The organism is Kitasatospora sp. NPDC032150 (genome assembly GCF_055579945.1).
This window is the reverse complement of record NZ_JBVIMH010000014.1, coordinates 100621-119776: the sequence shown is the minus strand read 5'-3', so window position 1 is coordinate 119776 and position 19156 is coordinate 100621. Positions and strand designations below refer to the sequence as shown.

Here is a 19156-nt window from a genome sequence, read left to right as displayed (position 1 = left end):
CAGTACAAACCAAAAAAAAAAAAAAAGGCGTTTTCTCTCCCCCTCCCCCCCCCCCCCCCCCCCCCCCCCCCCCCCACCCCAGTCAGCCGCGAGGTGTGCGCCATGACCGCGCAGACCACCCAAGCCGTGGACGAGGCGTTCTGGGACCTGATCTGCAACGACCCGGACGGCGGTGACGGTGTTCCGGACCGCGACCGGCTGAGACGAATCGCCGACCCTGAGCCGGCCGATGAGCTCGCGGGTGGCCGCCCTGGCGGCGGCGAGGTCGTCGGCCTGCTCCTGAAATTTGAGCTCCAGGTCGACGACCTGCTGTTCGAATCCGGGCCTTGAGCTGTTCGGTGTCGTCGGGCACGCCGATACCCACCTCTCGCCAGACCTGCTCGCCGAGCGTTTCGCTGAGGCGCTGTTCGAGGCGGCGGACTTGGGCAGCGAGGCGGGCGGTGCGGGCGTCGGCGGCCAGGAGGCGGCCTGCAGGGAGGCCCGGCTGACCGCGGGCCGCGGCCGCCGGGGATGGTGGGCGGTTCGGCGGCCTGGGCGTGGATCTGGGTAAGGAGGTCGCGGTGGCGGCAGAGGAAGGTGCGCCCGCGCGGCGTGCGATCGCGGCGACGCTGACCTCCGAACCGTCCTTCCCGGCCGCCGCCAGGGCGGCGGTCACGCGCTGGCGGCGTCGACCGGTGTCAGCGCGGCGGCCTTCGACCATGGCCTGAATGCTCGGATCGAGTGAGGTCATGCGGGTCGCTCCGGTCTCTGTGCGGGGCTACTACGAGTCCGTTACCCACAGCGGGATCGCGCTCGGGCCGGTCATCGGCGGGCTGCTCGCCGCAGAGATCCTCAGCGATGAATACCCCCATCCCTGCGCCTGTGACGGCCACCAGCCACTTCTCCGTCACCCTCGAACGGTCCGGGCGAGGCCATCGGCGCGCCCGTAGCATGGAGATGCACGCGAACGTACTTCGCGGAGTGGACACCGCCGATGGCAGATGGCAAAGGACCAGTTACCGTTCAGGATCTGCTGGACCGGACGCTGAGCCGCGCTGTGGAGAGTCTTGGCGCGTCTGCGGGGGCGATCGTGCTCCTGGAGCCCGACGGCGAGATCCTGACCCTGGAAGCGATCGCGGGAGTACCGCCGGAGTTCCTCAGACCGCTGCGGCACGTACGTCTGACCACCGCGGCCCCCGATCCCGTCATCGAGGCGGTACGCGAACGTCACCTGGTGTGGGTGAGCTCCGGGGAAGACCTCGCGCGCCGCTATCCGAAAGTCGCCCTGCTCCTTCCGTACTCGCGCGCCAGCGCCGTCGCGCCGATCGCCGGCGGAAGCGCGGTGTGGGGCGCCCTGGCCCTGATGATGTCCTCGAAACGGTCGTCCGAACTCACGGCCGGCGAGCGCCGCGCGATCACGTCGGCCGGCGACCGCATCGCCACGCTGCTCCAGCACGCCGCCGACACCGGGCAGCGACTCCAGCCGGGATCCGACTCCGGACACCGGCCCCGTTTCGTCCCCCTCACAAGCCCGGCACGGGGTGACGCCGCGACGCAGTTCGCCACCCGGCTCCCCGAAGGCGGATGCTCCCTCGACCCACGTGGGAGGATCACCTTCGTCGAGCCCACCGCGGCCGACCTGCTGGGCGAGAGCGTCCCGCACCTGCTGGGCGCCCGCCTGTGGGACGCGGTGCCGTGGCTGAACGATCCGATCTACCAGCACCACCACCGGGACGCGGTCATCAGCCAGCTGCCGACCTCGTTCACGGCGCTGCGGCCCCCCGACACCCACCTGCACTTCGAGCTCCACCCGGACCGCACCGGCCTGAGCGTGCGCATCAGTCCGACCTGCGGCAGACACTCCCCCAAGGTGCCGCATGCGGGAGGCACCGAACCAATGGCCGGATCCGCCCGACTGGAGGCCACGCACCACCTGGTCCACCTGGCCGGCGCGCTGACCGAAGCGGCGACCGTACGCGACGTGGTCGACCTGGTCGCCGACCACCTCCTGCTCTCCTTCCGGGCCCAGGCTTTCCTACTGCTGGTCCCCGAGGCCGGCCGGCTCCAGGTCATCGGCCATCGGGGCTTTCACCCCGAGTTCGTGGACCACCTCGACCACCAACCGCTGCCCTGGCACATCCCGTTCGTGCCGGGGTTGACCACCGGGGTGCCGTCGTTCTTCGCCTCCCGGGAGGAACGCCGCGCCGCCTGTCCGGCAGGCGCCGACATCGACGACGGCATGGCCGCATGGGCTCTGCTGCCCCTCATCGCCTCCGGGCACCCCATCGGCATCTGTGTGCTCGGCTACGAACGCCCACACTCCTTCACCCCGGACGAGCGCACCATCCTCATCACCCTCGCTGCCCTGATCACCCAAGCCCTGGACCGGGCACGGCAGTACGACGCCGAACACCAGCTCGCCCATGGACTCCAGGACCGCCTGCTACCCCAAACCCTCCCGGCGATCCCCGGCCTGGACGTGGCCGCCCGCTACCTACCCGCCAGCCACGGCATGGACATCGGCGGCGACTTCTACGACCTCATACGCCTGACAACCACCGAAGCCGCCGCCGTCATCGGCGACGTACAAGGCCACAACGTCAGCGCCGCGGGGTTGATGGGCCAGGTCCGAACCGCCGTCCACGCCTACGCCATCGCCGGCGCCACCCCCGGCGAAGTCCTCGCCCGCACCAACCGGCTGCTCACCGACCTCGACCCCGACCTGCTCACCAGCTGCCTGTACGCGCACCTCGACCTCTCCCACCACAGCGCCCACCTGGCCACCGCCGGACACCACCCGCCCTTCCTCCGCCACCCCGATACGCACACCCACATCGTCCCCCTGCTGCCAGGGCCCCTGCTGGGCGTCGATCCCGCAGCGGCCTACCCCACCACCGAGGTCGCCCTGCCTCCCGGCACCGTGCTCGCCCTCTACACCGACGGACTCATCGAGACCCCCGGTACCGACCTCGACACCAACATCGCCAAACTCACCGCCACGCTCTCGCAGGCCGGAGACCTCCTGGACGGCATCGCAGACGCCCTGCTCGACCAGGCCACGCCCTCGGGCAGTCACGCCGACGACACCGCCCTCCTTCTCCTGCGCGTCAACTGCACCCTGCACGACACCGACCTGGTCGCCAGCTGACCAGCCGGCATGGATGCCTCCCCTCCTCGGCGGCGGGCACGGGCGATCTCCCCCAGTTTTGCAAGCGCCTTCCGCTTGGCCCGCTTCGACCAGGTATGACCAAGGGCGTTGGTCTCGCAGTGGATCCTGATACTGTCAATCCCCTGTAACCGTGGAGCTCTCCGCTACTCTCGGCCGCGGCGTTGTCGAGCGCCGACCCAACACGCCCCATGGACTGGACGACGCCGAGCCGGTCGCGCAGGCTGTCGTAGGCCTCACTGCTGTATTCGCTGCCGCGGTCCGAGTGGAAGATCACGCCGTCCGCCTGGCCGCCCCCGGTGGCCACCGCCATCGTGAGCGAGGCGCTGACCAGGGCGGCGTCGTGGTGAGCACCCATCGCGTAGCCGAGCAAACGGCGGGAGAACAGGTCGGTCACGGTGGCCAGGTGGAGCTTGCCCTCGCCGGTGTCGGGTCATGTCACCGACCCACAACACGTTCGGCGAGACGGCATCGAAGTGACGGTGCACCAGGTCACGGGCGGCCTTCCGCTTGCCCTGCCGGGGCAGCGACCGGCGCCGACGCGGGGGCCTGCGGCCCTGGAGTCCGAGCTCGGCCATGATCTTGGCGACGGTGTTTTCGGAGACCTGCCAGCCCTCTGCCCACAGGTCGAGCGTGATCCTCGTCGACCCGTACGTGTTACGGACGCGGCGAAGAAGTGCCTCATCCGATCGGTCAGTTCAGCCCGCCGCACCTCGCGCCCGGTCGGCTCAGCCGGGCGGCGGCGCCACTTGTGGAACCAGGACTCGGGCACCCCAAGAGCCCGGCAGGCGATCGTGTGCGGGACGCCGTGCTCGGTCTTCTGGCCGGCGATGGAGCCCGCAACCGTCACTTTCACTGGCCGTCCCGCGCGAGCATGAGTTGTTGCGTGTCGCGCCGCCCGTCCTGCTTGATCCGGGCGGATTGTCGGACCGGACTGGCAGGATCAGGGGTATGACTATGGATTACCCGGCTGTGCTGCGCGCGCTCGCGGCCGAACACCAGCCCTCCACCACCGTGCCGCCGGACGAGTTCTGCCACGCTGGCGACATCACCGCCCGTTCAGCCCTGGTCTTCAGCAGTCCCGACCCTCACGAATTCTCACCCTGCCCGGGTGTGCCGCACGGGACCCACCCGGTGTTCGCGGGGGTGACCTCCTCCGGGGACGGCAGCCGCACTGTCACCGCGCTGCTGCTTCCGCTGGCCCCGCCCGAGGTGGTCGCCGCCGCCGAGTACGAGGACGTCATCGAGGACTACCAGCCGCTCGGCCCCGACCTCGGCCTGCTGTGGGACAGCGACGCGATGCGTGCCGCCCGCACCGGCGATCGGGAGGCCTTCGCCCAGGACCTGCAGGCCCGACTGCGCCCTTCCCCGGCGGGCGCGCCGATCTGCGTACCCGTCGGCGCGGCGGCCGACGGCCCCTGCTCGGCGCTCGCCTTCCCGGTGTGCGCCGAATCCGCACTGTGCCTGGCTGGCCGCGCCCCCTCCGGCGAACTGGTCGCCCTGCTGCTCTTCGCCCAGCTGCTCTGAGCAGGGTCGTGACATCGATCCCTCAACCTGGCGGTCCGTGCGAAAAGCCGCCGGACCGCCAGGAGCATTCAATAGTCAGTCGAGGGCCAGGCCCAGAACGCCCTCGGGGTGGGCGAGGCAGACGAGACCGTTCGGGGTGATCGCGAGGTTGCGGGCGGGCAGGCCCAGGCGGAGGTCGATCTCCGTGGCGGTGGTGCCCCAGCGGCGAAGGCGGAATCAGGCCGTCGGCCCAGGCGGATGCGATCAGCAGGCCCTTGGGGGTGTTGGCGACGGCCACTGCGGTGACCGCGAGGTCGCGGGCGTCGACCGGGTCCGGCATCGGCGGGCGCCCGTGCATTGAGGTGACCCCCGCGGTGTGGACACATCTGAGAATGGATCTCGTTGGTCCAGGAAGGTGAAGATCCACGTGGGACGTCCCTCGAAGTACGTTCGCCGAGGTCTGCGACCAGCACGGGATCCGCAGGAGCATGGGCCGGGTCGGCTCGAGCTACGACAATGCCTTGGCCGAGAGCCTGTGGCAAGGACTGAAGCGAGAGGTGATGTACAGAAAGCTGTTCTTGACGATGAGCCAGGCAAGACTGGAGATCTTCCGGTGGCTGACCTACTACAACGCCCGCCGTCGCCACAGCACCTCGCCGACCTGCTTGGTCGAGGTCGCCCCGCCCGCGTCGCGCACGATGGCGAGGATCTTCTGGTACTCCGGCGGCAGCGCGTCCTGGTCCACACCGGGCCCACGGTGCGGGACCAGCAGCACCGCTCGACCTGCGACCTGCGCCGCCGGCGGCTCGGCCGCCGGCGTGTCCGCGGCGAGCTGCGCGGCCATCCGCTGCCAGACCCGTTCCGCGACGGCGAGTTCGTCGCGCTCGGCCCGCACCTCCTCCAGCTGCTTGACCAGCTGGTCTTCCAGTTCGTCCAGCTCCGCGCGTCGCGCGGCGATCCGTTCCGCGATCTCGGACTCCACCATGAACCGGATGGTAGGCGGCGCTGGGTCGGCCGCGCGGAGGAACCGGCGAAACCGCCATGGCCCGTCCCGTCAGATGATCAAGACCCAAGACTTCCGCCTGCGATCAGCGCGAGCACGCCCATGAAGCGCCACGCCAGCCCCTCCGACCAGCACGTTCGAAGATGACGAAGGCTCACTGACGCACGGTCACGGTCGCCCGATGACATCCACGCATACGCGACACATCAGCATGCGAGCTCACCAGTCTTCCGCGGGCCAGGCCGCAGGCGTCCTGGGCGTAGAGCTCGGCCGTACCGCCGCCCGCCCGGGACCGAGGTGATGTCCGTCAGCCTGTGGGTGTGCCGATCTGGTTGCGTTCGAGCACGGAGCGCAGCTTCGAGATGGCGCGGACGGCGGCCGAGGCCGAGGAGCCGTCGAGCGCGTCTCCGATCAGCGCGGCGAGTCCGTGGGTGAATGTCCTCTCTGCCGCGTCGACGAGATGCGAGCCGTCGTCGGTCAGGGCGAGCAGGGAGGACCGGCGATCGGCCGGATTCGGCTGCCGGACGACCCATCCCTGCTTTTCCAGACGGTCGACGCCCTTGCTGGTCGCCCCGACGCCAACGGCGAACTCGGCGGCGAGGTCCGCCACGCGAGATCCGGGGTGGTCGCGCAGGTAGCACAGGAACTCGAACTGTGAGGTGACGATCCCGTGCCGCTCACGGAGACGGTCGTTGAGGGCGTTGTACAGACGCGTCTCGCATCGGACCAGATCGGCGAAGAAGCCCGGGAGGTCGACCGTCTCACCACTTGATTTAGATGCCATGGCATATAGTGTAGCGGAAGCTACTTATGGCAGGAGTACACCTATGAGCAAGGAACAGCGCGCCCGGATCGACGCGATGATGCGACAGCCGCGGCCCGAGGGCCCCCGGTCGGTCGAGGAGCTGCGCGCTGGATTCAAGGCGCTGATGGCTCAGATGATCGTGCCCGGCAACATCCGCACCTTGCAGACGACGCTCGGCAACCGACCCGCACTGCATGTCGAGCCGGACCACGGGCCCCGCGCCGGGACGATCCTGTACTTCCACGGCGGCGGCTTCGTGTTCGGCTCCCCCGAGACCGCCCTGTCGCTGACGGGACACCTCGTGGCCAAGACCGGCTTCGGGGCGCACTCGCTGGACTACCGGCTTGCCCCCGAGCACCCGTACCCGGCCGCGATCGAAGACACCCTGAGCGCCTACCGCGAACTCCTCGACAGCGGCATAGACCCCTCGACCATCGCGTTCGCCGGCGACTCCGCCGGCGGCGGCCTCACCGTCACCACCTGCCTCGCCGCCCGTGACGCGGGCCTCCCGCTGCCCGCCGCCATCGTGGCGTTCTCCCCGGGCCTCGACGCCACCCGCACGGGCGAAAGCATGGACACCAAGGAAGGCATCGACCCGATCTTCACCCGAAAGGCCGTGGAACACACCGGGGCCATGTACCTCGCCGGAGCCGACCCCCACCAACCCCTGCTCAGCCCGGCCGTCCTCGCCGACCTGACCGGCTTCCCCCCCATGCTGATCCAGGTGGGCACCAACGAGATCCTGCTGGACGACTCCACGCGCCTTGCCGCGCGTGCGAGGGCGGTCGGAGTGGACGTCATCCTGGATGTCACCGCCGACGTGCCGCATGTGTTCCAGTCGTTCGCCGGCATTCTGGACGAGGCAGACGAGGCACTGGACCGCGCGGCTCTCTTCCTCACCCAGCGCCTTCGCGCTGGGTGCACGGCGCACACGTCAGCGGAATAGGGTCGGCCCCGGCGGTACCGTCGCCGAGCACCTGAACTGGTCGCGCCCACCACCCGCTTGCACTCCGCCTGGCTTGAGGCGCATCACGAGGCCGTCCGACGAGGTCGGCTCGCCGGAAGGATTCGCGGCTCCGCGGTCCGACCCAAGTGATCCGAGCTCGGAGCGGCCCTTGAAGCGGTCGTGCGCGGGGCCGGCCACGACACCACCGGCGAGCCGGCCGCCGCAATGACGCCGTCAGCGGCCCTTGAGCGCGAACGAGACGGCCTGGCCGCTCCAGAACAGCCTGAAACCCCTCGGCAGGACGGCCGCGGGTACGGACGGCGCGCTGGTCGCCGTCACACCCTCGCCCCGCTCGACTCGAAGAGCCGGGCCGATGCCCGGGCCGCGAGTTCGCCGGCCAGCCGGAGCCTGCGACGTGCGCCCGCCAGCAGGTCCTCGTCCGCCGCCGACACGTCCAGCTCCGCCTCCCGGTACCGGCGGGCCAGTTCCCTGTCGCCGTGCCGCCACAGCTTGTGCTCGCGCCACTTGGCCTTGCCGTTGGTCTCGCCATGCGCGGCGAGCAGCGCGTCCACCGCCGCCCCCAGCGCGGAGCGGGAGTTGAGCACGGAGGTGACCGGGTCGCCGGCGTGGACGGCACCCGTGGCGTCCTCGGCGTGCTCGTTGTAGTCCTGCAGGAAGCGCTGGGCCAGGACGGAGCCGAGCCGCTGCCAGTCGAAGAGCCGTCGCACCTCGGCGAAGTGCCGCTCACCCAGCACCGGCACGCCGATCCGGACCCGGTGGGCGAAGTCCAGGTGGCCCGCCCGCAGGCCCACCGCCGCCCGCCAGTCCGCCGGGTCGCAGCCCGCGATCGCGTCGGCGGCCTCCGCGACCGCCGACAGCGACCAGATCTCGGTGTCCGTCCGGATGCCCTCCAGGTAGTCGATCTCGATCAGCGCGTCTCCCTGGCGCACCGTCAGTACCGCGTCGCCCCGGCCCGCGACCGGATCGGTCGCGGTCAGCACGAACACGTCCAGGTCCGAACTGTCGTTGCCGAAGCCCTCGATCAGTGAGCCGCTGACGAAGGCGGCCTCGACACCCGGATGGATGCCGGCCGCCGCTCGCCCCAACTCGATGTACCGGTTGAGCAGTCCGGCCGGTACGGCAGCTGTGGACACGCGGGACTCCTAGGCTCGGGGGATGGCCGGCACTGCCGCCGGACCGGGACGCAGCAGTGTGCGCAGGACGTTGGGGGCGTTGTAGGGGTGTGGCCGAGCTGAACCGCCGGCAGCGAGCCGGTGGCGAGCACCACGGCACCCAGCAGACAGCTCATCGACAGCTGCCAGACGACGTCGTGAAGGTCCCAGACCGCGACCGCGCGCGGCTGGGCCAGATGCTCTCCGAGGAAGAGCACCGCGGCGGCGGCGATCGACCACCATCCGAGGTACGGCACCAGGGCGTTGAGCAGCACCCCTCGGTAGAAGTACTCCTGGGCCGCCCCCCCCGAGGCCGTAGTAGATCACCTCGGCCGGCCGCATGTCCGCCCGGTCGTGCGGTTGCAGCCGCAGGATCCGGCGGTCGAGCGCGATCCGCAGTTCGCGTGCCTGTGCCGCCAGACCGACGCCGCCGACCACGCAGGCTCCGGCCGCGGCCGCCCAGGACCAGTGCCCGTACGGGAAGCCCAGGATGGGCAGCGGCAGGGCGAACACCGCGACCCGGATGGTGAGTTTGACGACCGGGCGGTACCGCAGCCGATCGGCCCAGGGCAGCCGGGTGCGGCCCAGCACGAGCACGAAGGCGTACATCACGGCGCAGGTGAGCAGCGGGTGCCCCGAGGTCAGCGGGAGGGCCGCCGGCAGGAGCGCCAGCGCGGCCGCGGTGGCCCGGGCCCTGGTCCGGGGCGACGGATGGAACACCGTCACTGGCGGCGGGGCCGCCGACGCCCGCGGGCACGGGCCCCGTACCGGCCACCGGATGCAGCCACTGCCGGATGAGATGCGGCCACTTCTCCAGGAGGGCCCGCACCGCCGGTTCGTCGGCGGGACCGTAGCGGATGTCGAAGCGCAGTGACGCCTGCTGGAGGCTGAGGAAGCGCTCGGTGGCCGGTGCCGAGAGGCCGGTGAGCGTGAAGCGTAGCCCGGACTCCTCGATGTCGGCCAGCAGGTACCGGAGTCGTGTGCCGACGTCGCCACCGCCGCGTGCCGGATGCAGCACCGGCCGGCCGGTGTCGAGCAGCAACTCCGCGTCCACCTGGCCGTCGTGGCCGCCGTACACCTCGTGGTCCGTCCTGGCCCCGTCGCAGATCAGCAGGACGTCCGGGCGGTGCTCGGCCAGGTAGCGCGCGGCCGCGCCGTCGCCGTCGTACTCCTCGCTGGTGTCGACCAGGACGAAGTGCCGCTCGGGGTCCGCGACGGCGAGCGCGTTGAGGAGCTGGAACTTGGCATCGGAGATGCCGAGTCCGGTCCAACGGTCGGTCTCGTCCCGCAGCACGAACGGATCCGCGGCCCAGCCCTCCCGTGGTGTCGGGGGTTTGGTGTCCACGTGACTGTAGAGCCAGATCCGCGCGGCCGGATCACCGCGCCCCAGCAGACCGGGGGCGATCTCACTGCAGCCGTGGCGAGCGAGTTCGGCCCGGCAACGGGCGAACCTGGCGCCGTCCATGGGGCTCACGGTGTCCAGTGCCACCAGCCGGGACAACTCCTCGAACACCGCACCGGCGCTCATGCGGCACTCTCCACGGCCGGCACCGTCCGCACGCCCTCGGGCAGCCGCAGCACGACCGGCCGTTCGGCAAGCCCTTTCCAGTAGGCGGCGGTGCGCAGTTGGAAGCAGTGCAGCCAGCGGCCGGTGGCGAGATCGAGATCCACTCCCGCGTAGCCGACCCGCTGCTCCCCGGCGAGCCGGGCACGGCCGCGCTCACCGGTGAGGATCTCGCCGTAGCCGTCCGTGCGGCCCAGCAGGGAGGGAAGCTGGCCGAGCGGCTCGGCGCCGGTCCAACGCAGCAGGTCGCGGTCCGTGTCCTGGGTGAGGCGGGGTGGTCCCGGCTCGCCCACGGCGGGGTGAGCGTCGGTGAAGACCACCGAGGAGCCCCGGCTGCCCGGCCGCACCACATCCCGGCGGTAGCCGATCCTGAACGCCACGGGGCGCAGGCCGAGTTCCTCCTTGAGCCGCTGGCTGACGCCGTCCTCGCAACTGCAGCTGGTGTACAGCGGAACCCCCAGGGCGCGCACGTGCGCACAGCGGAGCTCCTCCAGTGCCCTGCCGAGGCCGGTGCCGCACCGGTCCGGGTGCACCAGGAGATTGGCCAGCACGCCGTGGCCCGCGACGATCCGCGCGGTGGCGTAGCCGAGCACCCGGTTGCCCGCCACCGCCAGGAACCGGTGGCGGTCCGCCCCGCCCAGCTCGTCGAGATAGTGGTACCGGTGGTAGCAGGTGTGGAAGAGCTCCGACACCGCGGCGCGCAGGGCCGCCGGAGTCGGCTCCTCTACCGGTAGCACGATCAGGTCCATTCCTCGATCACCTCCGTCAGCCGCGCCAGGTCGGGCGCGACGGGCCAGGGCCCGGCCGCCGCGCCGCCGAACTGGACCGCGGGCAGGCCCGCCTCGCGCGCCGCCGCGACGTTGGCCGGGCGGTCGTCGACGAACAGCACCCGGTCGGGTGCGGCCCCGACCGCGCGGCACAGCGCGGCGTACCCGTCCGGATGCGGCTTGCGCACCCCGATCTCCCCGCTGATCACCCAGGTGCGGATGTACCGCTCGAGTCCGAAGCGGCGGCGCAGCAGCACCGACCACTCGGCGACGTCGTTGCTCAGGCAGGCCAGCCGCAGGCCGGCCGCCGCCAGCCGTTCCAGCAGCTGCGGCACGCCCGGGGTGAGCTCGTGGCTGAGGCAGTACTCCTCGTCCACGGCGGTCGGGGCACCGAGGCACTGCCAGAGCTGCTCCGAGGTCAGCCAGCCGAGGCTGGCCTCGGTGTACAACTCCTCGATCCGGCGGTGCGTCAGGCCGCTTCCCTTGCTGCGGGCATAGGGGACGAGAAGGTCCCGGACATCGTCGGCGCTGCGGTAGAGCACGCCCATGGCATCGAATGCGACGACCTCGACGGTCGAATGTGCTGTCATGCGTACCGATCCTGCTCGAAGAACATGCCGTACTTCATGCCGATCGCGTCGAGTTGCGCCCGGACGCGGGGCGAGTAGAAGCTCACGCTCAGCTCGTCGCCGAAGAAGTAGCCGAGCTCGGTGGGGCGGATCGCCTCGGCGGTCACCTCGAAGAGACCGAGGTCGGCCGCTGTGGCGATCTCCGTGCCGAAGACGTCGAGCGGATCGATGCCGAACTTCTGCGCGAAGGACTCCCGCGGGATTCCGGAGCTGGTGTGCACACCTAGCGCGAGGGTCTTGCGCATCAGCTCGTCGCGGTCGAGGGTCTGGCCGATCCAGGTCGGCTGCCGGCCGGCCCGCACCGCCTCGCCCCACTCCCCCAGCGACTTGGTGTTCCAGTAGAAGGTCGAGTTGAGGAAGCCGTAGGCTCCGCAGCCGGCGCTCAGCAGCTGGGTCTGTTCGACACCGCGCTTGCGCTCGGTCTGCTGCTGGATGGTGTCCCGCCGCCGCGCGTACTTGTGGCTCTGCACTCGCAGATAGCCGCCGTCCGCCATGACCAGGCCGTGGGCGAGCTGCATCCGCAGGCCGTCCTGATAGCTCGGGTAGAGCTCCTGCTCCAGCTTCGAGATGCGCTTCATCGGATGGCGGCGCAGCCGGTAGACACTGACCGACTCCAGTTCCCAGCGGCAGATCTCGCGCATGGTCCGCACCCAGGAGGCGGGTGACTGTCCGGGCAGCGCGTAGATGAGGTCGACGTTGACGTTGTCGAACCCGGCCCGGCGGATGTTCTCCAGGCTGCGCAGCGTCATCTCGGAACCGTGCCGGCGGGCCATGATCTTCAGCACCCGGTCGTCCAGGCTCTCCACGCCGACGTTGATCCGGTTGACCCCGTTGTCACGGAGCGCCAGGAGCTCACCTCCTCGGCGTCCCCGCCTACGGCTACGCCCCCGCCGCCGCTGCGCCCGTTCCGGCGCCGTCGAGGGAGCAGCTCGCCGAGGAGGTCGCCGCCGACGCCGCACACCGCGCGGCCACCCACGCCCACGGTCTCGACCGCAGCGGCGGCAGCCTCACCGAGGCCGCCAACTGGGTCGGGTCGGCCGACGGCACCGCGACGTGCGAGCTGCCCGGCGGCGCGCACAACTGCTGTGCGTCCCCTCCCCCGCCGACCAGTACGGCCACATCAGCCGGACCTACCTGCTCGTGCGCGACGGCGAGCAGCAGATCCGGGTGAGCAGCATCAGCGACAGCGCTGAACCCGGAGCGCCGGCCACCAAGCGCGGAGACCAGGAGGTACTGAACCTCCTGGCCCGGCGCGCGAAGACCCTGCATCTGGGCACCGCGAACTACCGCTGGTTCGCCGACCCCGCCAAGGCCCTGTGCCTATCAAGCTGGCCGGCACGCCGGCCGCCGACCGGCCCCTGGTGGGGATGTGCGACGCCGCGCGCTGCCCGCAGGCCACCCACCACGCCTGCCACCGGCCGGTCTGGGCCGCCAGCGCCGAGAACAAGAAGGCGTTCATCGCCGCGATCGGCCGCAGCCAGCGAGTGGAGAAGACCCGACTGCAGCAGGAACTCGACCGCGATATGCGCGTCCTGGAAGCCATCGACACCGCCGACAAGAACGGGGTGTGAGATGGCCCGGATCACCGAACAGACCCGCTCCCGCAACGAGCACGCGATCTGCTCGGCCATGGACGGCGAGGTACCAGAGGGCGGCCGGTGCGATTTCGAGACCCTGGCTGCCGAAGCCGGCGTCACCCGTACCGCCTTCTACCCGAAGAAGAACCCCGACGGCACCACCAGACCGGGTCCCTACCAGCACCTCGCCGCAGGGTTCACTCGCCGACTCAAGGCGATGCAGGGCGCAGGAGGGACCCCGGACCCGCGAGACTCCCAGATTGCCCGCTTGAAGGACGCCAGCGCCGTCCTGGCCCAGCGCCTCCAAGCCCAGGAGAAGCAGCTCAAGGAACTCATGGCATTCCGACAGGTGGCCCTCTCCCGGCTCGCCGCTCAGCACCTGGAGATCGAACGTCTACGTGCCCAGTGCGTAACACGGGCGCAGGCCCCCGCCCAAGCGGTCACGCGGCTGCTGCCTAACGCATCCCTGGGGACGGTGACGTCCATCACGTCAGCAGCGACCCCGAGGCGACAGGAAAGCGACAACGCCGAGGAACCCGATACGAGCAGGCCTCGCTGCTAGCCCCTAGCTAGTGCTGGAAGACTACTTCCGGATTTTTCGGCGAGGGGCCGTCCAGCAGCGGACTGTGGATCCCCTTCAGCGTCTGGTCGAAGAACGCTGTCACGTACTCGCGGGTGATCATCACCCCGCGTTCCGGGGAGAGGGGCGGCGTCGGGAACCCGGCCTGCTTGTGAAGCAGGTCCAGGTCGGAGAAGCTGAAGTGGTCGGCGCCGGTGACCGTCAGCCACTTCTTGTAGCCGCCGAGGGCGGCCCAGGTCCGCCCCCATACGATGCCGTCGCCGCTGCCGGGCGTGTGGCCGTCGGCCCTACCCAGCATGAGGAACGGCCGGTTGATCTGGCCGGGCATCGGGGCCGGGTGGAAGGTGCCGTCCATGTTCACTCCGGCCCGTACTCGCGGGTCGGCGATCATCGTGGTGGCGGCCGCCGCTCCGCCGATGGAGTGTCCGGCCATGCCGATCTCGTGCTTGTCGATGAGGTGTGCCAGGCGCCACGCGCTATTGCCGTGCGTCAACTGGTCGATCACGAAGGACACGTCCAGCGCGCGGCTGGCGGCGACGGAGTCGAAGTCGAGCGTTTCCGGGTGGTCGCAGATCGCGCACGGCGGCGTCTGGCCGTTCGCCAGCGTCTCGCCGCTGTCCTCGTAGGTGTGGCCGACGAGCGCGACGACGTAGCCGTGACTGGCCAGGTCGGTCGCGAGCGAGGTGAGCACCATGCGCGGGTCCTCGGACGCGGGTGAGAGGATCACCAGCGGATGCTTGCCGCGTTGCGGCCGCGCGCCGTCGAAGGCGTGAGTGGTGACGCTGGAAAGGTTCTGCGGGGTGACGCCGGAGCTCGCCGGTATCTTCCCGTGCTGGATGACTCCGGCTGCCTCGGCGAGGGTCATGTAAGGGGCCGGGGTCCCGGTCCCGGGGACGGCGGGGTAGACCATCGTGACGGTCAGTTGGCGGGGGCCGGATGACGGCACCCACGGGTCGGGACGGCTCACGTCGGTGAGGTGGATGACGTCCTCGCCGGCGGCGTAGGGGCCGGTCGGCGCGGGGAGCGTGCCTTGGAAGGACCGCGTGGGCGCGGTGGCCGTGGCCGGTGCGGTGTCGGACGCGTGCGTGGCCACCGGTGTGGTCGTGGCGGCGAACCCGGCGCCGGTTCCGGTGACGAGGGCGGCGAGCGCCAGCGCCGCGACGGCGCTGATACGGCGATTGCGTTTCATGGGACCGACGCTAGGTTCCGCAGCTCCGTGTCGAATCAGCCCGTGGATGCAAACGTTCCGGTGTCGTTCGTAGCCCCGGCGAGGTACCGGCGTCATCCGCCGGGAGTATGTCGTGCGGCGCGGGGTTCCCTTCGCCGGCATCGTCGAGCGCCACCTTCGTCCTGGCCTACGACGGACACGACGTCAAGCCCTACCGCTGGACCTACGACGGCAGCCCGCTCAAAGCCGCATGAACCCCCGAAGGATCAACGCGGCGCCAGCTAGGGCACGGTCCCGTGCTTGGCCTGCAGCGCGGCCAGGTCACCGGCGAGCAGGTCGCTGACGCGGTGCTTCCAGCCCGCGCAGAGCTTCTGCCCGGCGTTGTACTTGCCGGCGGGCGCTCCAGCGGTGAGGGCTGGCGCCGACGGACGGAGCGTAGCCAGCGCCGGTCGTAGGACGCGAAACGGTTCGGCCTGCACAGATCGGCGCGGAAGGCCGACGAGAACAGTCCCAGGAGAACCGTTGCGGGCAGCAGGATGCCGGAGCACTCGGCGCCTCCGTCTGCCCACGTGTGCGCGGCCTGCGGAGGCGCACTTTGATGTCGCGGGCGCTCAGACAGCGGCGGCGTTGATGATGACGGGGAGGTTGCCCCGGGTCGCCTTGGAGTAGGGGCAAATCCGGTGGGCGGCCTCGGCGAGTTCCTCCGCGGTGCGCTGGTCGACGCCGCCGAGGCGAGGGGCCAGCGTGGCCAGGAGCGAGAACTCGCCGTCGCCGCCGTGGCGGAGGGTGACCTCGGCGGTGATCGAGGTGCTGGTCAGCCTGATCTTGCGCTGGGCGGCGGCGTGGCGGAGGGCGCCGAGGAAGCAAGCGGCCCAGCCCGCGGCGAAGAGCTGTTCCGGGTTGGTCGCGTCGCCGGCTCCGCCCAGTTCCTTGGGGATGGACAGGCGGTGTTCGAGAAGACCGTCGGTGGAGCGGGCGGTGCCGCCGTTGCGGCCCTCGCCGGTGACTTCGACCGTGGCGGTGTAGTTGACGGGCATGGCGGGTCTTCCTTACGTCGGTGTCCTGTACGGCTGGCGTCAGACTCCCTGGCGGCGGTGCCCCGTCGAGCCCGTGCCGGACACTGGTCGCCCCCGGCCCGGGTACTGGCCAGGGTTCGACACTGGCTCGACGGGCCCGCAGTCCCGGGATCGTGATCGGTGGACGCCGACCGGCTTCCGTTGCGGCGAAGGAGCTGACGAGGGTGGGCTTCAAGATCGAGGTCGTGGTCGTCCCGGTTTCGGACGTGGACCAGGCCAAGGACTTCTCCACGCGGATTTGATCGTGGACGGCATCGTGGCGGCCCTCGCCGCGACGCCCGGGCGTTGCCGGACTCGGTGCTGCCCGGGCCGGTGCACCCCCACGTGCGGGATGTAATCGTCGCCGAAGCACGCGGCAGTCCGCCGGCGCTGTCGGAGCTGCCGCGCGGTGAGAGCGATATCAGGAAGGGGTAGGGGCATGAAGTCCGTCACCACGACGATGGTGGGCCGCGAGGACGAGCAGGCGGAGCTCGTGGAGTTCGTGAAGTCCGCCACGGGCCAGGCTCTCGTCCTTCGAGGGGAGACGGGGGTCGGCAAGAGTTCATTGTTGAGCCATGCCGCCGCGCTGGCGGAGCAGGAGGGCCACGTCGTCGTCCGGGCCGCCGGCGTCGAGGCGGAGTCCGCGCTGCCCTATGCCGGGCTGCATCAGCTCCTTTGTCCGCTGCTCGCCGACGTCGCGCGGTTGGATGACGGGGCCCGGGCGGTGTTCGACGCCGTGTTCGGCGGAGTGCAGGGCGATCCGCCCTCGGTCATGACGCTCGGCATCGCCGTTCTCGGCCTGCTGGCACGCTCCGCCGCACAGCGGCCGCTGCTGCTGGTCCTCGACGACGGGCAGTGGCTGGACGACTCCAGCGCCGACGTCTGCGGCTTCGTTGGCCGACGCCTGGCCGGCAGCCCGGTGAAGCTGCTGGTCGCGGTCCGCACCGACCTCACGTCGCGCTTCGACACCGCCGCACTGCCCGAACTGCCGATCGTCGCCCTCGCCGACGAGGACGCGGCACGCCTGCTGGACCATCAGTACCCGGAGCTGGACCCACAGGTCCGTCGAATCGTGCTGGAGCAGGCCCAGGGCAACCCGCTGGCCTTGCTGGAGCTGCCCGCCCACTTCGCCGACCGGTCAAGCGACCTCCCGGCCGAAGACCTCATCGGTCAGCGCGGCGTGCCGTTGCCCCGGCGGCTGCAACGGGTGTTCGGCACCCGCATCGCAGCCCTCGACGAGCGGGTGCGGGCCGAGCTGCTGATGGGCGCGCTCGACGGCGCCGGGACCCCGAGCGGCGCCGACGCCCTCCCCGGCACTCGCTACGGCATGCGCGACGCCGACGCGGCAGTGGCCGCCGGGCTGCTGGACATCAAGGTGGCCACCGGCGATTTCGTCTTCCGCCACCCGCTCGTGCGTTCCGCCGTCGTGCGGATGGCTACTCCCAACCAGCGCCGCGCCGCGCATCTGGCGCTGGCACAGGTTCATCGTGAGAACCTCGAACGCCGGGCGACGCACCTGGCAGCGGCAACGGTCGATCCGGACGAGGACGTCGCCGTCATCCTGGAGGCGGCGGCCGAGTCGGCGACCCGGCGCGGCGGCGCGCTGGCGGCCGTGACCTGGCTGACCCGGGCCGCCGAGCTCAGCGAGAACCACACCGACCGGTCCCGGCGGCTGGCCGACGCGGCCTTCGTCGCCGGTCACGCCGCCCGCCTCGGCCAGGCACACCGGCTGGTCCAGGCGGACCTCGCATCCGGATCGACGCAGTCGCCGGCCTCGGTGCTGGCGGCCGCTTACCAAGCGCTCTACCAGGACGGGGACGTCCGCTCCACCCACCGACAGGTCTCGGCCGCGATCGAGAAGCTGCGGGACGGTGGGCCGGCCGCTGTGTCGACTGTCGGCGGAGCCGAACCCGAGGAGGTCCTCACCCGGCTGGTGATCCTTCTCCTGGCGATCAGTCAGTACAGCGGGGACCGCACGGCCTGGGAGAGCACGCACGAACTCCTCGCCTCCATGGGCAGCCTCGTCACCGAACGCTCGCGTCTCTACAGCGGCACGTGGAGCGATGTGACCAGGCACGGGGCCGGCTGGGCCGGGCCGGTGCGACAGGCCGCCGCGAACCTGCCGGATCTGGAGCCCTGGGACGTCACGCGGTTGGGCGCGACCGCGTACCACCTTGACGTCCTGAGCCAATACCGTCCGCACCTTCAGCGCGTCGTGGACCGCGAGCTGGAGACCGGGGCCGTGGCCACCGGCATGGTCATGCTTCACCTGATCATGCTCGACCAGATGGCGGTCGGCGAATGGGCCGAGGCGGAGGACACCGGACAGCGCGGCCTGGACCTGGCGGCCGAGCACGGCCACCACCTGTTCGCCGCCCAGAGCCGCGCCTACCTGGCCCAGCTGGCGGCGCTGCGCGGACAGGTCAGTAGGGCCCTGGACCTCCAGGCCGAGGTGGACGCCTGGGCCCGCCCGCGCGGACTGGGGTTCCTGACCCAGGTCGCCGACGCCGCCGGCGCGATCGCCGCGCTGAGCTCCGGCGACTACGAGACCGCGTACCTCTACGCCATCGGCATCACGCAGCCGGGCACGTTCCGGCCCTACGCCTACCAGGCCTCGCGTACCCTGCTCGATCTCGTCGAAGCCGCCCAGCACACCGGACGCGTCGAGCAGGCCCGGGCGCACGCCCTCGCTGCCCGCGACGCCGGCCTGCCGCGCGTGTCACCCCGCCTGGGGCTGATCACCTACGGCGCGCTGGCGATGACCGCCGAGAACGAGCGGGAGGCCGCCAAGATGTTCGCGCGGGCCGAATCCCACCCGGACGCCGCCCGTTTCCCGTTCGAGCTGGCCCGGATCCGGCTGGCGCACGGCATCCGGGTGCGCCACGTCCAGGGCCCGGCGGCGGCGCGGCAGCACCTCGTCCCGGCGGCCGAGGCGTTCGAGCGGCTGGGCGCGGCCGGCTGGACCGAGCGAGCCCGGACCGAACTGCGCGCCACCGGGATCCCGGCCCGCGCCTCGACGCTGAACCTGGCCTCGCTGACCTGGCAGGAACGCCGGATCGCCAACCTGGCCGCCAGCGGCCTGACGAACAAGGAGATCGGCGAGCGGATGCACCTGTCGCCGCGTACCGTCAGCTCGCACCTGTACCGCATCTTCCCCAAGCTGGGCATCACGGCCCGGGCGGCGCTGCGCGACGCGCTGAGCCGCACCGACGCACACTGAACCGGACCGACGCGGGCAG

At 71.0% G+C, this 19156-nt stretch carries 16 protein-coding genes and 5 pseudogenes; 8 read left to right on the top strand and 13 right to left on the bottom strand.

Features of this window, described 5'->3' with window-relative positions; genetic code table 11:
• Nucleotides 1-102: 102 nt before the first annotated feature.
• Entirely contained in the window at nucleotides 103-330 is a 228-nt protein-coding gene (locus ACZ5ON_RS18520) for a hypothetical protein (RefSeq protein ID WP_465593215.1), read from the top strand.
• 643 nt (nucleotides 331-973) lie between these two features.
• A complete protein-coding gene (locus ACZ5ON_RS18515) occupies nucleotides 974-3127 on the top strand; it encodes a SpoIIE family protein phosphatase (RefSeq protein WP_465593212.1) in 2154 nt (717 codons plus the stop codon).
• On the opposite strand, the pseudogene ACZ5ON_RS18510 reads toward ACZ5ON_RS18515, so the two are convergent.
• Both ACZ5ON_RS18510 and ACZ5ON_RS18505 read right to left on the bottom strand, forming a co-directional pair.
• Nucleotides 3087-3560 (bottom strand): annotated as a pseudogene (locus tag ACZ5ON_RS18510) (transposase); the annotation flags it as partial. The gene ACZ5ON_RS18515 and the pseudogene ACZ5ON_RS18510 sit on opposite strands and share 41 nt — an antisense overlap.
• Nucleotides 3561-3693: 133 nt before the next feature.
• Nucleotides 3694-3801: pseudogene (locus tag ACZ5ON_RS18505) on the bottom strand (transposase); the annotation flags it as partial.
• Nucleotides 3802-4096: 295 nt separating this feature from the next.
• Here ACZ5ON_RS18505 and ACZ5ON_RS18500 point away from each other — a divergent pair.
• On the top strand, nucleotides 4097-4672 hold the full coding sequence (locus tag ACZ5ON_RS18500) for a hypothetical protein (protein ID WP_465593209.1): 576 nt from the start codon (nucleotides 4097-4099) through the stop codon (nucleotides 4670-4672).
• A 422-nt stretch (nucleotides 4673-5094) separates the two neighbouring features.
• A pseudogene (locus ACZ5ON_RS18495) lies at nucleotides 5095-5301 on the top strand (integrase core domain-containing protein); the annotation flags it as partial.
• Here the strand turns inward: ACZ5ON_RS18495 and ACZ5ON_RS18490 are convergent.
• Both ACZ5ON_RS18490 and ACZ5ON_RS18485 read right to left on the bottom strand, forming a co-directional pair.
• Nucleotides 5277-5636 carry a hypothetical protein gene (locus ACZ5ON_RS18490; RefSeq protein WP_465593206.1) on the bottom strand — a complete coding sequence of 120 codons (360 nt, stop codon included), beginning with the start codon at nucleotides 5634-5636 and terminating at the stop codon, nucleotides 5277-5279. The pseudogene ACZ5ON_RS18495 and the gene ACZ5ON_RS18490 overlap by 25 nt on opposite strands.
• Before the next feature lie 325 nt (nucleotides 5637-5961).
• The gene (locus tag ACZ5ON_RS18485; protein WP_465593203.1) at nucleotides 5962-6438 is read right to left on the bottom strand and encodes a MarR family winged helix-turn-helix transcriptional regulator; all 477 of its coding nucleotides are present in this window, start codon (nucleotides 6436-6438) and stop codon (nucleotides 5962-5964) included.
• Between the two features lie 43 nt (nucleotides 6439-6481).
• Between ACZ5ON_RS18485 and ACZ5ON_RS18480 the strand changes: the two genes are divergently transcribed.
• Nucleotides 6482-7405: an alpha/beta hydrolase gene (locus tag ACZ5ON_RS18480; protein ID WP_465593200.1), complete on the top strand. Its 924-nt coding sequence runs from the start codon at nucleotides 6482-6484 to the stop codon at nucleotides 7403-7405.
• Nucleotides 7406-7740: 335 nt separating this feature from the next.
• On the opposite strand, the gene ACZ5ON_RS18475 is transcribed toward ACZ5ON_RS18480, so the two are convergent.
• The 6 genes and pseudogenes from ACZ5ON_RS18475 to ACZ5ON_RS18450 all read right to left on the bottom strand — a co-directional run bounded on the left by ACZ5ON_RS18475 (nucleotide 7741) and on the right by ACZ5ON_RS18450 (nucleotide 12496).
• Complete coding sequence (locus ACZ5ON_RS18475; RefSeq protein WP_465593197.1) at nucleotides 7741-8559, bottom strand: hypothetical protein; 819 nt, start codon at nucleotides 8557-8559, stop codon at nucleotides 7741-7743.
• The gene (locus tag ACZ5ON_RS18470) at nucleotides 8448-8834 is read right to left on the bottom strand and encodes a hypothetical protein (RefSeq protein WP_465593194.1); all 387 of its coding nucleotides are present in this window, start codon (nucleotides 8832-8834) and stop codon (nucleotides 8448-8450) included. The genes ACZ5ON_RS18475 and ACZ5ON_RS18470 overlap by 112 nt, the downstream gene beginning before the upstream one ends.
• A gap of 839 nt (nucleotides 8835-9673) precedes the next feature.
• A pseudogene (locus tag ACZ5ON_RS18465) lies at nucleotides 9674-10042 on the bottom strand (M20/M25/M40 family metallo-hydrolase); the annotation flags it as partial.
• Between the two features lie 59 nt (nucleotides 10043-10101).
• A complete protein-coding gene (locus ACZ5ON_RS18460; RefSeq protein ID WP_465593191.1) occupies nucleotides 10102-10890 on the bottom strand; it encodes a GNAT family N-acetyltransferase in 789 nt (262 codons plus the stop codon).
• A complete protein-coding gene (locus ACZ5ON_RS18455) occupies nucleotides 10881-11498 on the bottom strand; it encodes an HAD family hydrolase (protein WP_465593188.1) in 618 nt (205 codons plus the stop codon). Before ACZ5ON_RS18455 ends, ACZ5ON_RS18460 begins: the two co-directional genes overlap by 10 nt.
• Nucleotides 11495-12496, bottom strand: coding sequence for a radical SAM protein (locus ACZ5ON_RS18450; protein WP_465593185.1), 1002 nt, complete (start codon nucleotides 12494-12496; stop codon nucleotides 11495-11497). Before ACZ5ON_RS18450 ends, ACZ5ON_RS18455 begins: the two co-directional genes overlap by 4 nt.
• Before the next feature lie 357 nt (nucleotides 12497-12853).
• On the opposite strand from ACZ5ON_RS18450, the gene ACZ5ON_RS18445 reads away from it, so the two are divergent.
• Nucleotides 12854-13108, top strand: a complete 255-nt coding sequence (locus ACZ5ON_RS18445; RefSeq protein WP_465593182.1) for a hypothetical protein — start codon at nucleotides 12854-12856, stop codon at nucleotides 13106-13108.
• A gap of 1 nt (nucleotide 13109) precedes the next feature.
• A complete protein-coding gene (locus tag ACZ5ON_RS18440) occupies nucleotides 13110-13676 on the top strand; it encodes a hypothetical protein (RefSeq protein WP_465593179.1) in 567 nt (188 codons plus the stop codon).
• 7 nt (nucleotides 13677-13683) lie between these two features.
• Here ACZ5ON_RS18440 and ACZ5ON_RS18435 read toward each other — a convergent pair whose 3' ends face one another.
• The 3 genes and pseudogenes from ACZ5ON_RS18435 to ACZ5ON_RS18425 form a co-directional block, all read right to left on the bottom strand.
• Nucleotides 13684-14883 (bottom strand): alpha/beta hydrolase family protein, encoded by a 1200-nt coding sequence (locus ACZ5ON_RS18435; protein WP_465593176.1) that lies wholly within the window; start codon nucleotides 14881-14883, stop codon nucleotides 13684-13686.
• 332 nt (nucleotides 14884-15215) lie between these two features.
• A pseudogene (locus tag ACZ5ON_RS18430) lies at nucleotides 15216-15412 on the bottom strand (cytochrome b/b6 domain-containing protein); the annotation flags it as partial.
• A 61-nt stretch (nucleotides 15413-15473) separates the two neighbouring features.
• Nucleotides 15474-15899: an organic hydroperoxide resistance protein gene (locus tag ACZ5ON_RS18425; protein WP_465593173.1), complete on the bottom strand. Its 426-nt coding sequence runs from the start codon at nucleotides 15897-15899 to the stop codon at nucleotides 15474-15476.
• A 457-nt stretch (nucleotides 15900-16356) separates the two neighbouring features.
• Between ACZ5ON_RS18425 and ACZ5ON_RS18420 the strand changes: the two genes are divergently transcribed.
• The gene (locus ACZ5ON_RS18420) at nucleotides 16357-19137 is read left to right on the top strand and encodes a helix-turn-helix transcriptional regulator (protein WP_465593170.1); all 2781 of its coding nucleotides are present in this window, start codon (nucleotides 16357-16359) and stop codon (nucleotides 19135-19137) included.
• Nucleotides 19138-19156 lie beyond the last annotated feature (19 nt).